Annotated in this window: 8 protein-coding genes; 2 read left to right on the top strand and 6 right to left on the bottom strand. The window is 71.0% G+C overall.

The window, feature by feature from the left end:
• The first annotated feature begins 22 nt into the window (after positions 1-22).
• A complete protein-coding gene (locus ACQGNW_RS16840) occupies positions 23-3,415 on the top strand; it encodes an autotransporter outer membrane beta-barrel domain-containing protein (RefSeq protein WP_426664496.1) in 3,393 nt (1,130 codons plus the stop codon).
• 172 nt (positions 3,416-3,587) lie between these two features.
• On the top strand, positions 3,588-4,625 hold the full coding sequence (gene tssA, locus ACQGNW_RS16845) for a type VI secretion system protein TssA (RefSeq protein ID WP_426664498.1): 1,038 nt from the start codon (positions 3,588-3,590) through the stop codon (positions 4,623-4,625).
• A 75-nt stretch (positions 4,626-4,700) separates the two neighbouring features.
• Here tssA and ACQGNW_RS16850 read toward each other — a convergent pair whose 3' ends face one another.
• The 6 genes from ACQGNW_RS16850 to ACQGNW_RS16875 form a co-directional block, all read right to left on the bottom strand.
• Entirely contained in the window at positions 4,701-5,741 is a 1,041-nt protein-coding gene (locus tag ACQGNW_RS16850) for a hypothetical protein (RefSeq protein WP_426664500.1), read from the bottom strand.
• Between the two features lie 82 nt (positions 5,742-5,823).
• Entirely contained in the window at positions 5,824-9,318 is a 3,495-nt protein-coding gene (locus tag ACQGNW_RS16855) for a beta strand repeat-containing protein (protein ID WP_426664502.1), read from the bottom strand.
• Between the two features lie 14 nt (positions 9,319-9,332).
• On the bottom strand, positions 9,333-15,512 hold the full coding sequence (locus ACQGNW_RS16860; RefSeq protein ID WP_426664504.1) for a two-partner secretion domain-containing protein: 6,180 nt from the start codon (positions 15,510-15,512) through the stop codon (positions 9,333-9,335).
• A 12-nt stretch (positions 15,513-15,524) separates the two neighbouring features.
• A complete protein-coding gene (locus ACQGNW_RS16865) occupies positions 15,525-17,219 on the bottom strand; it encodes a ShlB/FhaC/HecB family hemolysin secretion/activation protein (protein ID WP_426664787.1) in 1,695 nt (564 codons plus the stop codon).
• Between the two features lie 540 nt (positions 17,220-17,759).
• Positions 17,760-18,101, bottom strand: coding sequence for a hypothetical protein (locus ACQGNW_RS16870; protein WP_426664506.1), 342 nt, complete (start codon positions 18,099-18,101; stop codon positions 17,760-17,762).
• The gene (locus ACQGNW_RS16875; protein WP_426664508.1) at positions 18,098-21,778 is read right to left on the bottom strand and encodes a protein kinase domain-containing protein; all 3,681 of its coding nucleotides are present in this window, start codon (positions 21,776-21,778) and stop codon (positions 18,098-18,100) included. The genes ACQGNW_RS16870 and ACQGNW_RS16875 overlap by 4 nt, the downstream gene beginning before the upstream one ends.
• Positions 21,779-21,790 lie beyond the last annotated feature (12 nt).

Consider the following 21,790-nt stretch of genomic DNA (forward strand, 5'->3'; position numbering starts at 1 on the left):
ATCCAAACGGGGAGAGATATACGTGAGCAAGTTGAATCTGCGGCCGCTGCCGCTGGCATTGGCGTGCCTGCTGGCACCGTTCCACCAGGCGCTCGCCGCCGACACCAGCACCATCATTCCGCTGGACCTGATCCAGGAGAACTACGGCGGCGGCCAGTACGGCTACCGGTTGGGCATCAACGTGGGCGTCAACGGTGCCGCCCCGGAGGAATACCTGTTCGACACCGGCTCGGACTCCTTCAACATCGACGTGGGCACCGGCAACAACGGCCATGCGCCCGCCTGGTTCCCGAACCAGCCGGGCGTGGCGCAGAGCGCACCGTATGCCTATCTCTATGGCAACGGCACCTACGGCTACTGGCAGGCTTCCACCACCGTCGCGAGCGTGCAGTTCTACGACTCCGCCACCGGTGCGCGGGCCGCCAACTACGCCACGCAGCAGGGCCTGCCCGTGGCCACGGCCATCGACTGGATGGTCACACCGCAGAGCGCCGGCGGCGACACGCTGGGTCCGGCCGTCACCACGCAGGGCGGTGTCACCCTGTACCAGGACCTCACCTGGCAGCAGAACCTCAACCAAGGCAGGCCGCCCGAGGAAGGGCTCTTCTACGGCACCTTCGGCGCCGGCGATTTCGGCAACGGCGTGCCCGGCATGCTCACCAGCAGCGGCTACATCGTCGAGGCGAACGGCACTGGCACGGCGCCGGGCGCGTGTGCCCAGGCCTGCCTCATCGTGGGCCTCACGCCCGCGCTGCGCGCGCAGTTCCTCAGCGTGGCGCCCTGGCTGCCCACCCAGGGACAGACCACGCCGTTCCCGCTGTCGGGCGCGCCGTCGGCGTACCAGTTCGACACCGCGTTCCTGTACACGCTCACCGACGGCAAGGGCAACAGTGTGAGCGCGCCGATGATGACGCTGTTCGACACCGGCACGCCGAACATCATGCTGATCGACAACGGTGATCTCGGCCTCGCCAGCGCCGAGCAGGCGGCCGGCAACCTCAACGCGAACGGCAACCTGGTGCCGGGCATCACGCTCACCGCCACCGGCCTTGCCGTCACCGCCAACGGCCTGGCCATCTCGGGCCAGCCGGCCTCGATTACCAGCGGCAACGACAGCCAGGGCGACTACAGCAACGTGGTGACGCTCGGCGCGTACGGCGGCTTCCCCGACGCGGCGATCTATGGTCTCTCGTTCTTCATGCACAACGCGGTGATGTACGACCTGCAGAACCAGGCCACCGCGTACACGCCGTTCTACATCTCCACCGCGAACATCACCACCGGCTTCACGGTGACGCCGGACATGGGCCCGCTGGGCCTGGCCGGCACGATCTCCGGCAGTGGCCCGTTCCAGGTGGCCAGCGGCGGCATCGCCGACCTCAGCGGCAGCAACACCTATACCGGCGCCACCCAGGTCGCCAAGGGCGGCTGGTTGGCGCTGGCCGGACCGGGCAGCATCGCGGCCTCGTCCGACGTGCACGTGGACGGCATCTTCGACATCTCGCGCACCTGGCAGATCACCACGGTGCAGTCGCTTTCCGGCACCGGTCTGGTGCAACTGGGAGACACCACGCTGGATCTCACCAATGCCAGTGGCAGCTTCGGTGGCCAGATCGCGGACGGCGGCATCGGCGGTGGCAGCGGCGGCCGGCTGATCGTGTCTGGCGGCCAAGAAACCCTCGTCGGCCACAACACGTTCACCGGTGCCACCGGCGTCAGCGCCACCGCGACCCTGGACGTGGAAGGCTCGCTGGCGAGCGGCGTGGTCAACCTCGGCATGCTGGTCGACAACGGCGACATCGCGGGCAACGTGGTCAATGGCGGCCTGCTGGCCGGCCACGGCAGTATCGGCGGCAGCCTGGCGACCACCGGCATCGTGGCGCCAGGTACCGGTCCCGGGCAGTACCGGACGCTCAGTGTGGCGGGCAACTTCAGCCAGAGCGCCGGCTCGACCTATCTTGTGCAGCTCGATCCCGCACAGGCCGGCGTGTCCAGCCTGGTCGCAGTCGGAGGGAGCGCCACGCTGGACGCCGGCGCTGGCCTCGGCGTGGCGACGGCGCCCGGCGGGCTGTACCAGGTCGGCGCGCGTTACACCGTGCTCGATGCCGCGCAAGGCCTGAGCGGCACCTATCGACTGGCCGGGAACGGCGTGCTCACCGCCGTACTCGGCATCACGCCCGGCTACGACGCGAACCGCGTCTACCTGACCGTGGCGCAGACCCGACCGCTCACCGCGGCCGGCGGCACGCCCAACGAGCGGGCCGTCCTGGCTACGGCGCAGGGCGTCGCCGGCGTGGCCGGCCGGGCGACGGATACCGGCATCGGTCCCGCGGCCTGGCGCGCCGTGGCGGTGCCGGCGGCCAGCGGACCCGCAGCCTTCGCCACGGTGTTCACCGCACTTGCCAACCTGCCCACCGACGCGGCCCTGCGTACCGCCGCCGACCAGCTCTCCGGCGAAATCCACGCCACCGCCCAGGGCGTGCTGCTCGATGACAGCCGCTACGTGCGCGACGCGGTCGCCGGCCGCCTGCGCCAGGCCGGTACAGGTGCGGCGGCCGCCGCCGGTGGCCCGTCCGTGCAGGAAGGCCAGGGCGGACTCGCCTGGTGGGGGCAGTTCGTGGGCACTTGGGGCCACCGCGACAGCGACGGCAACGCCGCCACCGCGAAGCACACCAGCGGTGGCTTCCTGCTCGGCGCGGATCACGCGCTGGGTGAGCACGCGCGGTTCGGCATCGCCGCCGGCTATACGCAGACCGCAGTGAACGCTCCGGCGCGCGACTCGTCGGTCTCCAGCCGCGATCTTGATCTCAGCGTCTACGCCGGCGCCCAGTTCGGTGCGCTCGGCCTGCGCGCTGGTGCCGCCTACGGCTGGCACAACCTCGACAGCACTCGCTTCGTTGCCGTGCCAGGCCTGGTCGGGCACGAGTTGGGCAGCTACCACGCCGCCACCGCGCAGCTGTTCGGTGAGGCCGGCTACCGCTTCACGTTCAGGCGCACCACGCTGGAGCCCTTTGCCCAGGTCGCCCGTGTGCGCCTGCGTACGGGCGGCTTCCAGGAGCACGGCGGTATCGCCAACCTGACCGGCAAGGGCGAAAGCCACCCGGTCAGTTACAGCACGCTGGGCGCACGCGCGACCACCGGTTTTCCTTTCCATGGCGACCAGAAGCTGAGCATGCATGCCATGCTGGGCTGGCGTCGTGCCTATGGCCGCATCGGTACGGCCACGTCGATGGCATCCGGCGGCGCTCGGTTCGACGTCGAAGGCCTGCCGATCGCGCGCAATGCGCTGGCAGCCGACGCTGGCCTCACCGTACGGCTGGCCAAACACGCCTCGTTCGACTTGTCCTGGCACGGACAGGCCGCTCGCCACGCAATGGATAGCGGCTTCCACGGCGGCTTCGACTGGCAGTTCTGAGCGCGCAGGCGCAGGCGCACGCCGCGTGCGTGCGCCTGCGCTGCCTCCTGCCGAACGCGGCTCGCACCAGTCGCCGGACCATCCCCGATCGCCCATGGCAAGCTGCGCGCAGCGGCCCGGATGCAGCCTGTCTGATGTACCATCCGAGGCTTCGGCTCAGGGGGAAAATCCGATGGCACACCACGATCTGGAGTCGCTGCTGGCGCCGCTCGCCGACGAGGCACCGAGCGGCCCCGACCTGGAATACGACCCGGACTTCCAGGCACTGGATCGCGCCGCCACGCCGAAGGCCGAGCGCGCGATCGGCGACAGCGTGAAGACCGCCGAGGAGCCCGACTGGGACAAGGTCTCGTCGCTCGGCGAAAGCCTGCTCGGCCGCAGCAAGGACCTGCGCGTGGGCGTGCACCTGACCTGCGCGTGGACGCGCATGCACGGTCTCGCCGGCTGGTCGGACGGCCTGGCGCTGATCCGCGGCCTGCTGCAAAACCACTGGGACACCGTGCATCCGCAACTGGACGCCGAGGACGACAACGACCCTACCGCCCGCGTCAACGCGGTGATGCCGCTCGTCGACATGCAGAGCGTGCTCGGCTATTTCCGCGGCACGCCGTTCGTGCAATCCCCGCGCCTGGGCCGGTTCTCGCTGCGCGACCTGCGCATCGCCAACGGCACGCTGAAGACCTCGGCGGCGGAAGACGATGCCGCGTTGCCGAGCATGACCGACATCGAGGCCTGCTGTCTGGATTGCCCCGAGGAACAGCTGGCCGCCGCCGCCCAGGCGACGACGGAGGCGATGGAGCACGCCCGCGCCATCGATGCCATCTTCACCGATCGCGTGGGCACGGCGGGGCCGGACCTCAAGCCCTTGCTCGGCGAGATCTTCGAGCTCAAGAAATTCCTCGACGCCGAAGTCGCCAAGCGCATGCCGGCGGCCGATGCCGAAGCCCCGGCCGGCGAGGAAAGCGTGGCGCCGGGCGCCGCGCCGGCGAACGCGGCCGGCGGCCGCATCGAAACGCCGCAGGACGTCATCCGCCGGCTGGACGAGATCTGCGAGTACTACGCGCGACGCGAACCGTCCAGCCCGATCCCGCACCTGCTGCGTCGCGCCCAGCGCCTGGTCGGCATGAACTTCGTCGACCTGATGAAGGAACTGGCGCCTGGCGGCCTGTCGGAATTCCAGGTCATCTCGGGCAACAGCGGCGAGGAATGAGCCGGCTTCTGCCGTTCCTTCCCGCCCGTCAACGGTTCGCGCCGGCGTAGCCGGCGGACACGCGGCAGGCCGTCTTCAGTCGCTGCCCCGGCACAGGTCCGTCCCGGCGCGCGCGAACAGCGTGTGGATCGCCGGGTTCCAGCTCAGCGTCAGACCGCCCGGCAGGCCGGCCGTGATGACGGCATCGGCCGGCTGCGTGACCGGGCCGACCGCGGCTTGGTCGTCGTCGCCGAAATGCGCGACCGCGCTGACCGTGTAGCTCTCGGGTTCCGCGCAGGCTGACGCATCGATCGGTTGCGACACGGCGCCGCCCCGGCGCGTGACGGCCGGCAGGCTGCCGTGTCCCAGGATGAGCTTCCCCCGTCCGCGGCAAGTCGCCACGAGCGTGTAGTCGATCACGACATGCAGCGGCGCCGCCGCCTGCAGCGCCGCCACCGCCTCCGGCTGCCGGGTGCAGCCCACCAGGAAGGCCTTGCGCTGCGGTACCACGTGCAGCACGTAGCCGCCCGGCTGCAGGCCGGCGGTGCTCGCGAGCCGGAGCGCGATGCGCTGCGGCGTGATGGCGGTGATGACGGGCTGCGCGGCTGCCGGCTTGCCCTGCGCATCGGTCAGGCTCACCTGCGGGTTCGCGCACTGCGGGTCCAGCAGGTTCGCGCCGAGCACGGCGAAGGCCAGCGGCCGATCGGCGGGATGGATCACGAACAGCGGTTGCCGGTCCGCCGTCTCGACCGCATCGATCACCGGCGGCGACGGTTTGCCGGCAACCGGTGCCGTGGCGAGCTGCCCGATCGCGAGCGCCAGCGCCGCCGCCAGCGCCTTCGCGTCGTTGCCGCGGCAGGCGGCCACAGCCTCCAGATAGGCCCGGGTACGCTGGGCGGCGGCATCCGCGCGCATCGCGGCGGCCTTGGGCTTGTCGTCGAGTATCTCGATGGGCTGCGCCGTGGCGCTGCCCAGTTGCCGGCGCAGCACCGCGTCGATCTGCCCGAGTTGCCGGCCGGCTTCGGCCAGGGCGGGATCCGGATGCGCCGTCGCGCGCAGTGCCAGCGCCTGGCGCACCGCGTCGAGCTGCGCCAGCACGTAGTCGCCGGTGGGACGCGCCGCGTCCTGCGCCGCCACGCCCCTTCCTCCCGCCGCCAGCAGCAGGACTGCGCCCGCCAATGCATGCCGCAGGCGGCGGCTCCGCCACATCCGCCGCGACTCAGTCATTGTCCGCACAGTCGGTCGACGCCGGCTGGCCGGGCTGGCAGGCCTGCTGGTCGGGCGGCAGCAGGATGCCGGACGGCACGATGCCGAACGAACGGTAGTTCGCGGTGATCACGCTGGGATCGATGTACGCGTCGCCGTGGTTGTTGCCGTTCTGCGCGCGGCTGGTGAGCGCCGAGGTCGGCACATTGACACTGGGTGCGCCCACCACCGGCAGCAGGTTGCCCTGCGCGTCCACCGCGTAGAAGTAGGCCGGCGGCATGCCGACCATGGCCACCGTCTGGTCGCTCACGCCAGTGACGTAGATCGGCGCGGCAACCGTGCCGATGCGGCCGGTCGAGGACCAGACGCCGGTGCCGTCGTACGTCCAGTTGGTACCCTGCTGCAGCAGGTCGCCGCCGCTCACGCCCAGGTACAGCGCCGACGTACCGGCGTTCACCGTGTACGCGCTGCCGCCCACCGAGGCCAGCGTCAGCGTCTGCGCGTTGGTGAAGCTGAAGCCGGCCGGCGAGGAGAAGCCGCCCAGTGTGCCGACGTGGTTGCCCATGAACTGCGCGGCCGAGCCCAGCGCGGTCGGGCCGGTCGCGCTGCCGGTCAGCGTGGCGGCGGTGATGCTGCCGCCCGTGCCGCCGTCGATGGCCCCCGCGGATTGCAGCGTGACGAGTTGGGCGGACAAGGCACCGGCGATCGTCACGCCGCCGCTGGTCGTCTGCAGCGCGATGCCGCTGCCGCCGTTGACGCTGCCCGTGACGGTCAGCGCCTCGCCGTCCAGCAGGGTGAAGCCGTTCGCCGTGAAATCGCCCAGCGCGGCAATCGTGTTCGCCGGATCCAGCGTGGTGCTGCCGGTCGAGTGGCCGGTCAGGACGCCGGCGCTGATCGCGCCGTTGCCGCCTTCGCTGATCGTGCCGCCCGAAACCAGCGTGGTCGTGCCGCTGCCGCTGTCCACGCCCGCATTGATCGCGAGGCCACTGCCGCCATCGAGCGTCACGGCGCGGCCGGCGATGTTGCCGTTGATCGTCAGCGCGCCGGCGCTGGTGGCAAGGCGCGTCGCGCCACTGCCGCTGTTCACCGCGCCCGCCACCGTCAGTGCCTGCGCGTTGTTCAGGCTGAAGCCGTTCGCGCTGAACCCGCCAAGCGTGCCGATCCGGTTCGCGCCGTTCAGCGCGGCCGCGCCCGGGGCGTTGCCGATCAACGTGCCTGCCGTGACGACGCCGCTGCCGCCTTCGACGATCGTGCTGCCCGAGGCCAGCGTGGTCGTGCCGCCGCCACTGTCCACGCCGCCGTTGACGGCGAGGCCGCCGCCGCCCGTGAGGCCCACCGTGCTGCCGGCGACGCCGCCGTTCACGGTCAAGGTCCCTGCCGTGGTCGCCAGGGTCGTGGCGCCGCTGCCGCCGCTCACCGCGCCGGTCACCGTCAAGGCCCGCGCGTTCGTCAGGCTGAAACCGCTCGCCGTGAAATCGCCAAGCTGCGCGACCGCGTTCGCGCCGCCGAGGACCGTTGCGCCGCTGGAACTGCCGGTCAGCGTGCCGGCCCTGATCGCGCCGCTGCCGCCTTCGCTGATCGCGCCGCCCGAGTTGAGCGCGGTGCTGCCGGCACCGCTGTCCACACTGCCGTTGACGCGGAGGCCGCCCTGCCCGCCCAGCGCCACCGAGGCACCGGTGACGGTGCCGTACACGGTGAGCGCCCCCGCGGTGGTGGCGATGCGGGTGGTGCCGCTGCCGCCGTTCACCGTGCCGGCTACCGTCAGCGCCTGCGCGTTCGCCAGGCCGAAGCCGTTCGCGCCGAAACTGCCCAGCGTGCCGATCTGGTTCGCGCCGTTCAGCGCGGTCGCGCCGGCGGAGCTGCCGGTCAGCGTGCCGGCCGCGATGGTGCCGCTGCTGCCTTCGCCGATGGCACCGGCCGAAGTCAGCGTGGTGGTGCCGCTGCCGCTGTCCACGCTGCCGTCCACCGCCAGGTTGCCGCTCGTGGTGGCCAGCGTGACGCCTGCCGCGCCACCGCTCACCACGCCGGTCACCGTCAGCGCCTGCGCGTTTGTCAGGCTGAAGCCGTTCGCGGTGAAGTTGCCCAGGTTCGTGACCCGGTTGGCGCCACCCAGCGTGGCCACGCCACCGGCGCTTCCGGTCAGCGTGCCGGCGGTGACCGCGCCGCCGCCTTCGCTGATCGCGCCGCTGGAGTTCAGCGTGGTGATACCGCCGCCGCTGTTCACCACGGCGTTGATCGCCAGCCCTCCGGCGCCAGTCAGCGTCACTGCAGTGCCGCTGACGGTGCTGCCCACCGTCAGCGCCCCGGTCGTGGTGCGGATGGCCGCCGTGCCGGTGCCGCCGTTCACCACACCGCCCACCGTCAGCGCCTGCGCGTTCGTCAGACTCAAGCCGTTCGCGCCAAACGCCCCCAGCGTGCCGATCAGGTTGGCATTGCCCAGCGTCGTCGCACCCGCCGAACTGCCGGTGAGCGTGTTGGCCTTGATCGTGCCGCCGGCTCCCTCGGTGATCGCGCCGGTGCCGGTCTGCGTCAGCGCCGTTGTGCCTGTGCCGCTGCTTACCGCCGCATCGATGGCCAGGTTGCCGGCTGCGCCAAGGCTCACCGCCGTGCCGGTGATGCTGTTGCCCACCGTCAACGCACCGCCCGAATCGAGCGCGATGGTCCCGCCGCTCAGCGCGGTGTTCACGCTCAGCACATTGCCGCTGCCCGTCGTGCGCAGGCTGATGTTGCCGGTGCCGCCGGTCGTCGCGAGAGGCCCCGCCACGGTCAGCGCCTGCGCGTCCACGAGGGTGATGTCCTTGGCACTGAAGCTGCCCAGCGTGCCGACGAGGTTGGCGCCACCCAGCGTGGCGTCGCCGGTCGCGCTGCCGCCCAGCGTGCCTGCCTTCACCACGCCGTTCGCGCCTTCGCCGATCGCGCCGGCCGAAACCAGCGTCGTCGCGCCGCCGGTATTGCCCAGCGCGCCATTGATCGTCAGGCCATTCCCTGCGCCCGTCGTCGTCAGCGTCGTGCCGGCCGCGCCGCCGTCCACCGCGGCACCCGCAGCCACCGTCAGGGCCTGCGCATTGGTCAGGCTGAAACCGTTCGCGGTGAAGCTGCCCAGGTTCGTGACCGCATTGGCGCCGCCCAGCGTCGTGCTGCCCGTCGAGCTGCCTGTCAGCGTCGTCGCATCGACCACGCCGCCGGCACCTTCACCGATGGCACCGGCCGAGACCAGCGTCGTCGCCGTGCCCTGCACCGTGCCGTTGATCGTCAGGCCACCGGACGTCGTCGTCAGCGTCGTGCTGCTGCCGCCGTTGACCGTGTCGCCCACGGCCACCGTCAGTACCTGCGCATTGGTCAGGCTGAAGCCGCTCGCGGTGAAGTTGCCCAGGTTCGTGACCGCATTGGCGCCGCCCAGCGTCGTGCTGCCCGTCGAGCTGCCTGTCAGCGTCGTCGCATCGACCACGCCGCCGGCACCTTCACCGATGGCACCGGCCGAGACCAGCGTCGTCGCCGTGCCCTGCACCGTGCCGTTGATCGTCAGGCCACCNTCGTCGCATCGACCACGCCGCCGGCACCTTCACCGATGGCACCGGCCGAGACCAGCGTCGTCGCCGTGCCCTGCACCGTGCCGTTGATCGTCAGGCCACCCGACGTCGTCGTCAGCGTCGTGCTGCTGCCGCCGTTGACCGTGTCGCCGGCGGCCACCGTCAATGCCTGCGCATTGGTCAGGCTGAAGCCGCTCGCGGTGAAGTTGCCCAGGTTCGTGACCGCGTTGAGGCCGCCCAGCGTCGTGCTGCCCATCGAGCTGCCGGTCAGCGTGCCTGCCGTGAGCACGCCCGAGGTCTGGTTGATCGAGCCATTGTTGCTGTACAGGCCGAGCGTGCCGTTGGCAGCCGTCGTGACATTGCTGCCCAGGCTCAGTCCCGTGCTGCCGGTGAGGTAGACGTTGGCGCCGCTGAGGTCGCTGGTGGTCGCCAGCGTGCCGCCGGAGGACAGGGTCAGGTCGCTGGTACCGGTGGCGATGGCTGCACCCGAGAGGGTGAGGTTGCCGCCGGCGACCAGGCTCACCGCGCCGTTGGCGCCATCGGTCAGCGAGGCGATCGCCAGGTCGCCTGCCGCCGTGATCGCGATGCCGGTGCCGCTGGCCGTGACGGGGCCGCCGAAAACGTTGTTGTTGGTCAGGCTGATCGACTGGCCCACTGCACTGAACGTCGACGGACCTGCCACCGTGAACACGCCGCTGCCCTGGGTGATGCCAGCTGCGGTGGTCGTCACCGAAAGCCCGCCGCTGCCGATGTCCAGGGCGTTCGCGCTGAACGTGCCGCTGCTGGTGGTCAGGCCGGCCAGTGCTCCGTTGGCACCGCCGCCCACCGTACCGGCGAACGACACGAGGCCGTTGGCGGCGTTCACCGTCAGCGCCTCCGACGTGGCGCCCGCGTTGTCCACCGTGCCATCGAAGCTCACGTCGCCGTTGCTGGCGGTGAGCGTGCTGGCGCCATTCAGCAGGACCGCGCTGTGGTAGGTCTGCGTGCCCCCCGTGGTCACGCTGCCGCCCAGCGCGATGCCGCCGCCGGCAGTGAGGTCGAGGGTGCCGCCCAGCGTCAGCGGCGACGTCACGTCGATGGCCGCCGCGGTGTAATCCAGCACCAGATTGGTCGGTGCTGCACCGAGGGTCGGGAACAGCGCAGCGGCATTGCTGTCGGCGAGGCTGAGGGTGCCGATGCTGCCACCGCCACTGGCGTTCACGGTGACCGTCTGGCCGCCGAAGTCGTTCGGCGCGGCCACCGTGTTCAGCAGGATATCGTGCTGGCTCCCGGTTACGGTGAAGCCAGCGGGGCCATTCACGCCCAGTGTGCCGGTTTCGGTGATGTTGCCCGCTGCCGTGGCAGTCAGCGCGCCGCCGACCGCACCCTGCCCCAGGTTCAAGTCGCCATTGAGGGTGGTCACGGTCAGCGCACCCGTGTTCAGCGAGCCCAGCGTCAATGCGCCGCCGCTGGTGATCTGCGTGGTGCCCCCGATGAGATCCACCGTGCCGGAGAACTGGTTGCCGGTATTGGTCAGCGTGATGGCGTTGTTGCCGGCCCCGAAGTTCGCAACGCCACCCACACTGAACGCGCCGCCCTGCATGATCGCACCGCCGGTCGTGGTCACCGACAAGCCGCCTGCGCCGACATTCAGCGCATTTGCGCTGAACGTGCCGCTGGTCGTGGTGAGACCCGCAAGCACGTTGCCGCCGCCCACCGTGCCACCGAACGTGAGCGAGCCGCCGGTGTTCACCGTGAGCTGGTGCGCACCGTCCAGCGTCGAGACGAAGCCGATCGCGCCGCCGCCCGTGCTGGCCAGTGTCACGTCCCCGCCCAGCGTCACCGCATCGGTGTAGGTCTGCGCACCCGTCGTGTCGACGTTGCCGCCCAGCGTCGTGCTGCCGGCCGCGTCCGTCGTCAGGCTGGTCAGCGCCGTCGCGCCGCCCACCGCGCCGCCGAACGTGGTGAGGCCGCCGGTGCTCACCGTCAGGTTGTGCGCGCCATTCACCGTCGAAGCGAAGTCGACCGCACCGCTGCCCGTGCTCGTAAGCGTCGCGTCGGCGCCCAGCGCCACCGCATCGTTGTAGGTCTGCGCGCCCGTCGTGTTGACGTTGCCGCCCAGCGTCGTGCTGCCGGGCGCATCCGTCGTCAGGCTGCTCAGCGCCGTCGTGCCGCCCACCACGCCATTGAAGGTGGTGACACCGCCGGTGCTCAACGCCAGGTTGTGCGCACCGTCCACCGTCGAGGCGAAGTCGATCGCGCCGTTGCCCGTGCTGGTCAGCGTCGCGTCGCCACCCAGCGTCACCGCATCGTTGTAGGTCTGCGCGCCTGTCGTTCTGATGTTGGCACCAAGCACGGTGCTGCCGGCCGCGTCCGTGGTCAGGCTGGTCAGCGCCGTCGTGCCGCCGACCGTGCCGCCGAAGGTGGTGACCCCGGCAGTGTTCACTGTCAACGCACGCGACCCGTCCACGGTCGAGGAGAAATCGACCGCGCCGCTGGCGCCTGCCCCGCTGCTCGCCAGCACGACATCACTGCCGAGCGTCACCGCACCGCCATAGGCCTGCGTGCCGCTGGTGCTGATGTTGCCGTTCAAGGTGGTGCCGCCGGAAACGCTCAGCGAGGCGAGATCCGCGGTGCTGTCGAAGACGCCATTGCCGGTGATCGTGAGGTTTTCGGCGGATTGGTTGAGCGCGTCGTGCAGCGTCACCGCGCTACCCGCGAGCGTCGTGCTGACGCTCACGAAGCTCAGCGCACCGGTATAGTCCTGGGCGCCCGAAGTGCTGACGTTGCTCGCCAGGCTGATGCTGCCGGCATTCACGGTCAGCGACCCCAGCGGGGTGAGGCTGCCGACAAGCTGGCCGAAGCTGACGCTGCCGCTGCTGCTGGTGATGTCGAGGCTCGCGCTGCCGTCCACGAGGGAGCCGAAGCTGATGGCGCCGTTGGCGCCCGCCCCGCTGCTGACCAACGTGGAGCTGCCGGCCAGCGTTACCGCTCCGGTATAGGACTGCACTCCGGTCGTGGTGACCGCGCCCTGCATGGAGGTGGTGCCGCCCACCGACAGGCTCGACAGCGTCGAGCTGCCCTTCAGCACGGCGTTGCCGCCACCGGCGCCGCCGACGATGCTCAACGCGCTGCTGCCGCTGGTGCCGGCGTTGAGGCTCACCGTGCTGCCGGACAGCGTCGTCGCCGCATTGTTGAGCGTCAACGTATCGTTGTAGGTCTGCGTACCCGTCGTGGTGACGTTGCCACCCAGCGTGGTGCTGCCGGCCGCGTCCGTGGTCAGGCTGGTCAGCGCCGTCGTGCCGCCCACCACGCCGCCGAACGTGGTGACGCCCCCGGTGTTTACCGTCAGCGCATGCGCACCGTCCACTGTCGAGGCAAAGTCGATGGCACCGTTTCCGGTGCTGGCAAGGGTCACGTCCGCCCCCAGCACCACCGCACCGTTGTAGGTCTGGCTCCCGCCGGTGGTGACGTTGGCGCCCAGGGCAAGCGTGCCGGCACCTGTCTGCGTGAGACTTCCGCCGCCGCTGACCGCATTGGCCACGGTGAGGGTGGTGCCGCTGTCGTTCAGCAGCGTTCCGCCGCCCGCGCCCAGTGTGATCGCCCGGCTGGTGGTGAACGACGCCGTGTTCTCCAGTGTGCCGCCATCGAGCACGACGCCGCCGCTGCTCGCCCCCAGGTTGTTGTCCGCCGCGACCGCCAGCGTGCCGGCATTCACCGTCGTGCCGCCGCCATAGGTGTTGGTACCGCTCAAGGTCAGCGTGCCCGTGCCGGTCTTGGTCAGGCCGCCGGTTGCGCCGCTGATGACGCCCGATGCCGTGAGCGCGGCATCGGCCTGCAGCGTGCCGCCGCTCGCACCCAGCGCGATCGCGCGGCTGGTGCTGAACGCCGCCGTGTTCTCCAGCGTGCCGCCGTTGAGCGTGATGCCGCCGCCGGCGGCGCCCAGGTTGCCGTCAGCCGCGACCGCCAGCGTGCCGGCATCCACCGTCGTGCCGCCGCCGTAGGTGTTGGCGCCGCTCAAGGTCAGCGTACCCGTGCCGGTCTTGGTAAGGCCGCCACTGGCGCCGCTGATGACACCCGACGCCGTGAGCGCGGCGTCGGTCTGCAGCGTCCCGCCGCCTGCGCCGAGAGTGATGGTGCGGCTGGTGCTGAACGCCGCCGTGTTCTCCAGCGTGCCGCCGTTGATCGTCACACTGCCGGAGGTTGCGCCCAGTGCGCCGTCCGAAGCGACCGCCAGCGTTCCGCCATTGATCGTCGTGCCGCCCGTGTAGGTGTTCGCACCCGTGAGGTTTTCCGTGCCTGCCGTCAACACCAGGCTGCCGCCGGAACCGCCGATGGCACCACTGAACGTGTCCGAGGAGCTGGCGTTGCTCAACGTCAACGCGTTGCCACCCAGGTTCACCGTGCCGTTGCCTGCCAGGCTCGTGATCGTCGCCCCGCTGCTCGTGCCCGAGATGTCGAACGTGCCGTCGTCGGTGAGGCTGCCGATCGACATGGCGCCGGTACCTGCAAGCGACAGGTTGCCACCGCTGCTGATGATGGTGGTGCCGCCGGCCACGGCGTTTTCCTTGCCTGCCCCGGTGCCGTTCGTGGTGGCGGGATTCAACGTCAGGCCAGCCGTTCCGCTGGCCGCCACCAGCGCATTGATATTGATGTTGTCGGCGGCGGTGAGCGTGAGCGTGTTGGCACTCCAGCTCACGTTGTCGTTGACGTTGATGCTGCCGGTGCCGCTCGCGTTCTTCGTTCCCTGGCTGGACAAGATCGTGACGTTGCCGGCCGCCAGGTTGGTGCCCAGCGTTGCACCGGTGATGTCTCCGCCACTGGCGGCGATGGTGAAATCCTCCGGGTCGACCAGCCAGTCGCCGTTTTGCCCGCGCGGCGCAAGCGTGTTGATGCTGGTGGCGTCGGCGACGTGGAGGTGTTCGCCCGAGGTTTCGATGCTGCCGCCGTTGCCGCCCAGCGCGCCGCCGCGGGCGCTGAAGCTGCCCGCGATGGCGCTCGCCCCGTTGCTCCACACGGCGATGGAGCCGCCATTGCCCGACTGCATGGCATCGGCGTTCAACGACGCGCCGGCCTCGACCGTGGTGCCGGCAGCCTGCAGCAGCCCTTCGCCGCCGCGCGCACCGCCGCCCACGCGGATGCTGCCGCCAGCGGACGCGCCGGAAGCATCGATGCTGCCCGCCACATCCACGTTCTGGTCCGAGAGCAGTTGCACGCTGCCGCCGTGCGCGCCGCTGGCGTCGATGCTGCCGCTGCTGGCGGTGTTGCCGCCGATGCCGACCAGCCGCACCACGCCGCCATCGGTGCTGATGCCGTGGGCGTCGATCAGGCCGGTGTTGTTGACCAGGTTGGTGAACAGGTCCTTCGCCGCGGAAGCCTGCAGTACCACGGTGCCGCCGTCGGCCTGCAGGGTGCCCTTGTTCGCCACCGCGGCCTCGTCGGCGCTCAGCCGCCGCTGCAGTGCGCCGGTGACCTGCACACCGATCAGGCCGTCGCCGTCGAAGTCCAGCACGGCCCTGTCGGCGCCGTCGAGGTTGATGTGGCCGTAGTTCGCCACGATCAGGCCGTCGTTCTGCACCTGCCCGCCGACCAGGCTCACCGAGCCGCCGCTGGCGGCCTGGATGGTGCCGTGGTTGACGATGCCGGCGCTGCCGCCGTGCGCGTCGAGGTTGAAATGGTTCGCGAGGAAATCGGCCGGCGTGAGGTCCAGCGTGCTCGCCACCAGGCCACCCACGTTCAACTGCGCGCTGCTGCCGAAGATGATGCCGTGGGTGTTGATCAGGAACACCTGGCCGTTCGAATTGATGTGGCCGAAGATCTGGCTGGGATTCTGGTCGAGGATGCGGTTGAGCGCCACCGCCCTGAACGAAGGCTGCTTGAACAGCACCGTGGCGTCCTTGCCCAGGTTGAAGCTCTGCCAGTTCAGCGCCAGCAGGGCCGACTGCTGGGTGACCACGGTGTCGAGTCCGCTCCGCGCGATCGAGCCCGCGCCGCCCACCACCACGCCGCCGACCGGCGTGCTGCCGGGCGCCACGCCGCCGGACGCGGCCAGCGCGCCGCCCGCGAACGACAGCGAGCCGAGCGCCAGCGACAGGCTGAGCGCCAGCCGCTGCTGCCGCAGCCGCGGCAGTGCCTGCGCCGACTCCGCCGACCGACGGGACGTGCGCTGGGTGGTGCGGGAAGTCGTGGTCATGGTCGTTGTCCGTCAGAACGTGAGGCCGAAACGCGCGTACAGGTGGTAGCCGTGGTCGTCGGAAGCCTTCTGGCTGCCCAGCGGCACCGCGCCGTCGAGGTGGAATTCGAGGCGGTGCCAGAACGGCAGGCGGAAGATGAAGCCCGCGCCGACGCCGCTGTAGGTCACCGGTGCGAGGCCGCTGGCGCGCTCCTTCGCCACCGGGAAGCCGCGCGCGTAGTCGAGGAAGGTCTCCAGTTCCAGCAGCTCGCGCCATGGCCGGCCGCGGAACGGCGAAGGCTTGTTGCTGAAGCCCGGCGCGTCGACGTGGTACTCCAGCGAGGCGTAATAGCCGCGGGCGCTCAGCGCGTCGGCGATCGGGTAGGCGCGCACGCTGTCGGGGCCGCCGATCGCAAACTGCTCCAGCGGTGCCAGCACGTCGTTGCTGTACTGCCCGTTGAGCTTGAAGTACAGCCGCTGGGTGCGGGTGAGGAATTGCAGGCGGGTGTACGACACCCGTTCGGACAGGAAGCTGCCGGAATGGTCGGGGCTGACCAGGTCCGGCTGCGTGGAGTCGTCGCTGATCGACTTGCGCACGCTGACCTGCAGCAGGTCCACGCCGTGGAAGCGCTTGTCGGTGTGCTCCATCCCGAAGCCCAGCTCGGCCACGTTGAAGCGCTCGTCGGACAGCGCGAAGTCGAAGCCGTCCAGCTTGAGCTTCGACTCCTCGCGGATGAAGTGCAGCGAGCCGAGCATCTTCAGGTCGTCGTCGTTGACGAGCTTCCAGTCGGCGCCCCCGAAATACGAGGAGCTGGGGCCTTTCACGTGGAGCTGGGCGAACGTGCCCGAGTTGATCTGCAGCTCGCTGCGGGTGGCGCCGACCACCGCGCCGAGGCCGGGCACCACCACGGTGGGCACGCGATAGACCAGCGAGCCGTAGACGTTCTGGCTGGGGTCCAGCGCATAGTCGATGTTGGCGGCGAGGCTGTCGCCGATGCCCAGTGGGCTGTTCCAGGTGATGCCCGCCTCCGCGCGGTAGCGGCCGGTGAGCGCGGTGCCATAGTTGTTCGCGCCCAGCGTGATGGTGTACGGCCGCTTCGCCTCGCGCGCCACCATGATCAGGTCGGTGTCGCCGGTCTTCTCGCCGGGCTGGAAGGTCGAAGTCACCGACACGCCGGGCAGGTCGCGGTCGTACAGCAGCGCGGTGTCCACCGCGCTTTTCTGCAGCGCCTTGCCGCGCAGCTTCTCGGCCGGCGCCGCGATCACGCCGGGGTGGTAATGCCGGGTGCCCTTCACCACGATGCGGCCGATCCTTCCCTCCAGCACCTGGATGCGCACGATGCGGTCGTCGCCCACCGTCTGTGCCGGCAGGAAGGCAGTGGCCACGATGAAGCCGGCCTTGCGGTAGCGCCCGGTGATCGCATCGGCCACGCCTTGCAGCTGGTCGAAGCCGAGCTTCGCCGGCTGCCCGTCGCCGCCGCCGAGCTTGTGGAACTGCGCGTCGGCCAGGGCCTGGATACCGGCCGGCGTGATGCCGGCATCCTTGTGCTCGCCCACGCCCTCGACGTGGAAGCCGAGCACGGCGATCTGCTGCGTCTGCGCGTTGCCGACGTCGCGATCCTTGAGCGGCGGCACCACCCGGTCGGCCGGCGCGGCGGGTGGCGGCGCGGCAGCCGGCGGCGCCTGCGTCGCGGCAACGGTCGTCCCGCTGGCGCTGGCGGCGTGCACCGTATAGGCCACCACCTGGTCGGGCAGGTAGGCGTGCGCCTCCGGGTAACCGGCCTTGTGCAGCGCCAGGGTGATCCGGTCGGCCAGCGCCTGCAGCTGCACCGCGGTCAGCGCGGCGGCGGGCTGGCCGTCCGCCGTCAGCGTCTGCCGGTACTCGCGGTCGATGATGGCCTGCACGGCCGATTGCGCGGCCGCCCCGGCCGCCGCCGGCACGCCGCTGACCAGGATCTGCGGCGGACTCCCGCCCGCCGCCTGTGCCCATGCTTCTCCGGTCCCCAGGACCAGCGCCAACGCTGCTGCCAGACAGACCCTGCGCACGGCAATCCCCTTACCCATGATCGATGACGAACGTGCACGGGCGCCGGCGGCGCCCGCGCCATCCCGCGGCTCGGTCATGAGGGATCGACGCGGCAGGCCGGAAGCCTGCCGGACCCGGCCCCACGATCCTCGAAACCAGACCGTCCTTGGTATTCAATGCGCAAAGCGGCGGTTTTTCCGGTCACGCCGGAAGCGCCGCCTGCGCAAACCGTGAAGCGGTCTTCAGTTCCCCCGCAGCAGCCAGTACAGCAGCAGCGCGCACAGCGCCACGCCGGAGGCGAAACCCAGCAGCGGTTTCCATGCCACGGCATGGCGGACGGCGAAGGGTGCCGGCAGGGGCTCCGCCGGCAGGGTTTGCGCACGGGCGCCGGGGGCGCCGTGTCCGCCCTGCTGGGTGATGCGGGTACGCAGGGTGTTGCGGGCGGTGATGCCGTGGCTGTCGCACAGCGAACCGAGCAGCTGGCGGCGCCGCAGGCGGTATTCCTCGCGGCTGATCCGCCCGCCATAATGGGCGTCGTCGAGGGCGCGCAGCCCCTGGTTGACCCGTTGCTCCCGCTCGCTCATTTCAGCTCCCGCAGCACCCGGAACCCGACATCCTTCTGCGCGTTGCCATTGTCGCTCCGATGGCTGTCCACCGTGCAGTCCGACCAGTAGCTGTTGTAGCTGCCGCCGCGCACGGTCGTCCCGCCGCTGCCCGTCCACTCCCAGACGTTGCCGGTCATGTTGACCAGTCCCCACGGGTTGGGCTCGCGGCCCAGCGCGGAAATCGGCCCGCCGCTGCCGTCGTCGTTGGACGAGGGCGGGACGCAATTGCTGTCCGGCGACTGCTTCCAGCCGCCGCCCGCATGCGCCGCATGCACCCATTCGGCGTCGCTCGGCAGGCGGTAGGTGTAGCCGCTGGTGCTGCTGAGCCACTGCATGTACCCCCTGGCCTGCGCCAGGCTGATGTTGCTGACCGGCAGGCTGGCGGCATCGCGATCGCCCGCGGGCGCACCGGCGCAGGCATGGGTGGCCCGGCAATAGCGGTTGAATTCGCCCACGGTGATCTCGGTACGGGACATCGCATACGGCTTGCCGCCGCCGATGCCGGGAATCACCACCAGCGCCGGCCCGCGCCCGCTCGCCCCCAGGGTGTCGAAGCAGATGCGCCCCTTGCCGGCCAATCCCGGACGCGCGCAGGGATCGGCGCCAGCCGCGCCGGCAACCGCAACCGGCACCGCCTTGCCGGCCGCCTCCGCCGCCGGCTTGGCGACAGTGCCGGGCACGGGCTGGGCGGCGGCGGCTTCGGCGGGCGCGTGGCCGGGCACGACGGCGGACGGCGCGGATGGTGCGGCCGGCAAGGGCGCGGCGGGCGGCGGCGCTGCTGCAGCCGCGGCATTCGACCTCAGGCTGTCCAGCAAGGCGGCCAGGCTGCCCTGCGGCAGGCGGCCATGCTGCTTCAGGTCCGACTCCAGCTGGTCCAGGCCCTGTGCGTCGGCCTTGCGGGCAACGGCCAGCTGGGTGCGCAGGCGCTGGTAGTCGGCATCGGCCAGCGGCTGGCCGCCGGCCTTCAGCAGCGCGGCGACGAGTTCGTAGCGCAACTGCGCGTTGCGCAGGTCGCTGCGGCTGCCCAGCGCCTTCAGGCCCTGCCCCAGCACGTTCGACGCGGCCTGGTACCTGCCGTGCTGGAACTGCTCGTCGGCCTGGCCCAGATAAGCCGACGCCACCAGCTGCGGGCCTTCCTTGGCAAGGAACGGATGCCCGGGCTGCAGGGTGCGGATGCGGGCCAGCGACTCCAGCGCCTTGGCGCTGTCGTGGGCCGCCGCCGCACGCCGCACCGACTCGATGCGCGAGGCCACCTCGGCCGTGGCCGCCTCCTGGTCGAGCTGCGCCTGCACCTGGGTCTGCAGTGCGGCCAGCTTGTCCCGCTGGGCGAGCAGTGGCGCCGACCGCGGTGCGTACTGCAGGCCGAAATTCACCAGCGCCAGGTCCTGCGGCAGGTGCATGGCGTCGGTCTGCTGTTCCGCGGTGCCGGCGATGGCGGTGCCCAGCGCATCCACCAGTCGGCGCGTTTCCGGCGACTGGTCGTTGCGCAGCACGGCCAGCGCGCTCGCCACCGACTGCTCCCAGCCGGCGTTCGCCGCCGGCTTGGCCACCAGTGCGGCCAGCGCGGCGCGGGCCTGCGCGATGCTCTGCACCGGCACGCCCGGCGCGGTTGCCGCCGCGGCCGGCGCGGCGGCGGCCAAGGCGGCCAGCTGCGCCGCGCGCTGCTTCAGCCGCGTCGAATCGGGGAACAGCCGGGTAGCCAGAGCGAGCTCCTTGCGCGCGGCATCCGCGTGGTCGGCGCTCAGCGAGTGGCCGATCGCGATGTCGTACTTCAGCTCCAGCTCGGCGTTGTGCAGCAGCGCGCTGTGCGGGTCGATCGCGCGGATGCGGTCCAGCGTGGCCACCGCGCTGTCGGGCTGGTCCTCGAAGATCGCGCCGGCGGCGATGCGCTGCGACAGCTCGGTGTCCAGCGTGTTGAGCAGGTCGTTCTTCTGCTGGACCACCTCGGTGCGCCGGGTATCCAGCGTGGGCGAGTACAGCTTCAGCTGGTCGCGCAGCTGGAACACGTGCTGGGCGCCGGGGAAGTCGTAGCGTCCCCTGGCCGGGTTCCAGTAGGCGTCGATGCGCGCCAGCAGGAAGTTCTGGATCGTCTCGCCCTGGTCCAGCACCAGCCGCTTGCGGTCGTCTTCGCCGAGGCTGTCCAGCGCCTGCATCGCCTCGTTCTCGTTCGCGTAGTGGTGGGGGTCGCCGGCCGCGAAGCGCGCGATCACCTGCGCCAGCTGGTGATGGTGCAGGTAGCTCAGCGTGCCCCATGTGCCGGCCGCGATCGCCGCGGCGGCGGCCGCGCCATAGCCCAGCCAGGGCAGCAGCCGCTCGCGCAGGCCGATCTCGCGCAGGCCGTCGATGAGCTCGCCTGCACTCTGCAGGCGCTGCTCGGCGCGGAACGCGATGCTGTCGCAGAGCGCCTTGTACTGGCGCCGGGTCAGGCCCGGCACCGGCGGCGGCTTGCGGCCCTCCTTCATCGCCACTTCGGCGCTCTGCTTGTCGAACGGGTGCCTGCCGGTGAGCAGCTCGAACGCCACGCAGCCCAGCGCGTAGATGTCGTCGGCGGGCGTGGGTTCCTTGCCCTGGATCATCTCCAGGCTGGCGTAGGCCGGCGTCAGCGCGCCCAGCGTGCCGGCGTCGAACACCGTCTCCTCGCCGGTGGCCTCGCTGAGGTGCTTGCCGGCGCGCGCGATGCCGAAATCGAACACCTTGGGCACGCCCGCGCGCGTCACCATCACGTTGCCGGGCTTGAAGTCGGAATGCACGATGCCGGCCGCATGCGCACGCTTCAGCGCCCAGCCCATGCCCTCGATCAGCGGCCGCGCCTCGGCCAGCGGCAGACCGTGGTAGGCGCGCTCGCGGATCAGCGTGCGCAGGTCGGTGCCGTCGATGTACTCCATCGTCATGAAGACGATGGTGCGGTCCTTGTCGAAGTCGTAGACGCGCACGATGTTGTCGTGCGCCAGCAGCTGCGCGCGGCGCGACTCGCGCTGCAGCGCGATCAGCGAATCGGGATGGCGGCGGAACTCGTCGTTCAGCACCTTCACCGCCACGTAGGGATCGCGGTCGCGCGCCTCCACCTTGCGCTCGTCGCGGGCGAGGTAGACCACGCCCATGCCGCCGCGGCCGATCTCGCGTTCGAGCAGGAAGCGGCCCTTCAGCAGGATGCCCACCGTGGCATAGTCGCCGCTCTCGGCCTCGGCCACCTTTTCCCAGCTGGAGCGGTTGAAGCTGCTGCTGGAGGCGGTGCCCTGCGTGCCGGTGACCGCGGTGGCCTGCGGCGCGTCCGCCGCGGGCCGGCGCGAGGCAGGCGCGACCACGGTGGCGTCCGCGTCGCCCGCGGGTGCCGGCGGGTGCGAGGCGGGCTGCACCATGGTCATCTCGGCGTCGGGCGGCGGCACGGCGGCGCGGCTCGACACCTGCACCCTCGTGATGTCGCCGTCCGCCGCGGGCGCCGGTGCCGCCGGCTGCAGGCTGCGCAGCTTCGCGGCAAGCGCGCGGGCGAGCGTCGGCTCGATGCGGCCGTCGGCCGCCATCGCGTCGAGCAGGGCCTGCTCGTCGCGCAGGGTTTCGTCCGGCAGTGCGCCTCGGGCGGCCAGCGCCTCGAACAGTCCGGGCAGCGTGAGCCGCCTGGCCTGGTAGTCGGCAATCAGTTCAGCGATAGGGGTCATGGGGGGCTTCGG

The organism is Rhodanobacter aciditrophus, assembly GCF_050026795.1.
Classification (GTDB): Bacteria; Pseudomonadota; Gammaproteobacteria; order Xanthomonadales; family Rhodanobacteraceae; genus Rhodanobacter_A.

Coding starts and splice junctions, on each gene's coding strand:
- tssA (WP_426664498.1), top strand. CDS start 3,588: ATGGCACACCACGATCTGGAGTCGCTGCTGGCGCCGCTCGCCGACGAG.
- ACQGNW_RS16870 (WP_426664506.1), bottom strand. CDS start 18,101: ATGAGCGAGCGGGAGCAACGGGTCAACCAGGGGCTGCGCGCCCTCGAC.
- ACQGNW_RS16875 (WP_426664508.1), bottom strand. CDS start 21,778: ATGACCCCTATCGCTGAACTGATTGCCGACTACCAGGCCAGGCGGCTC.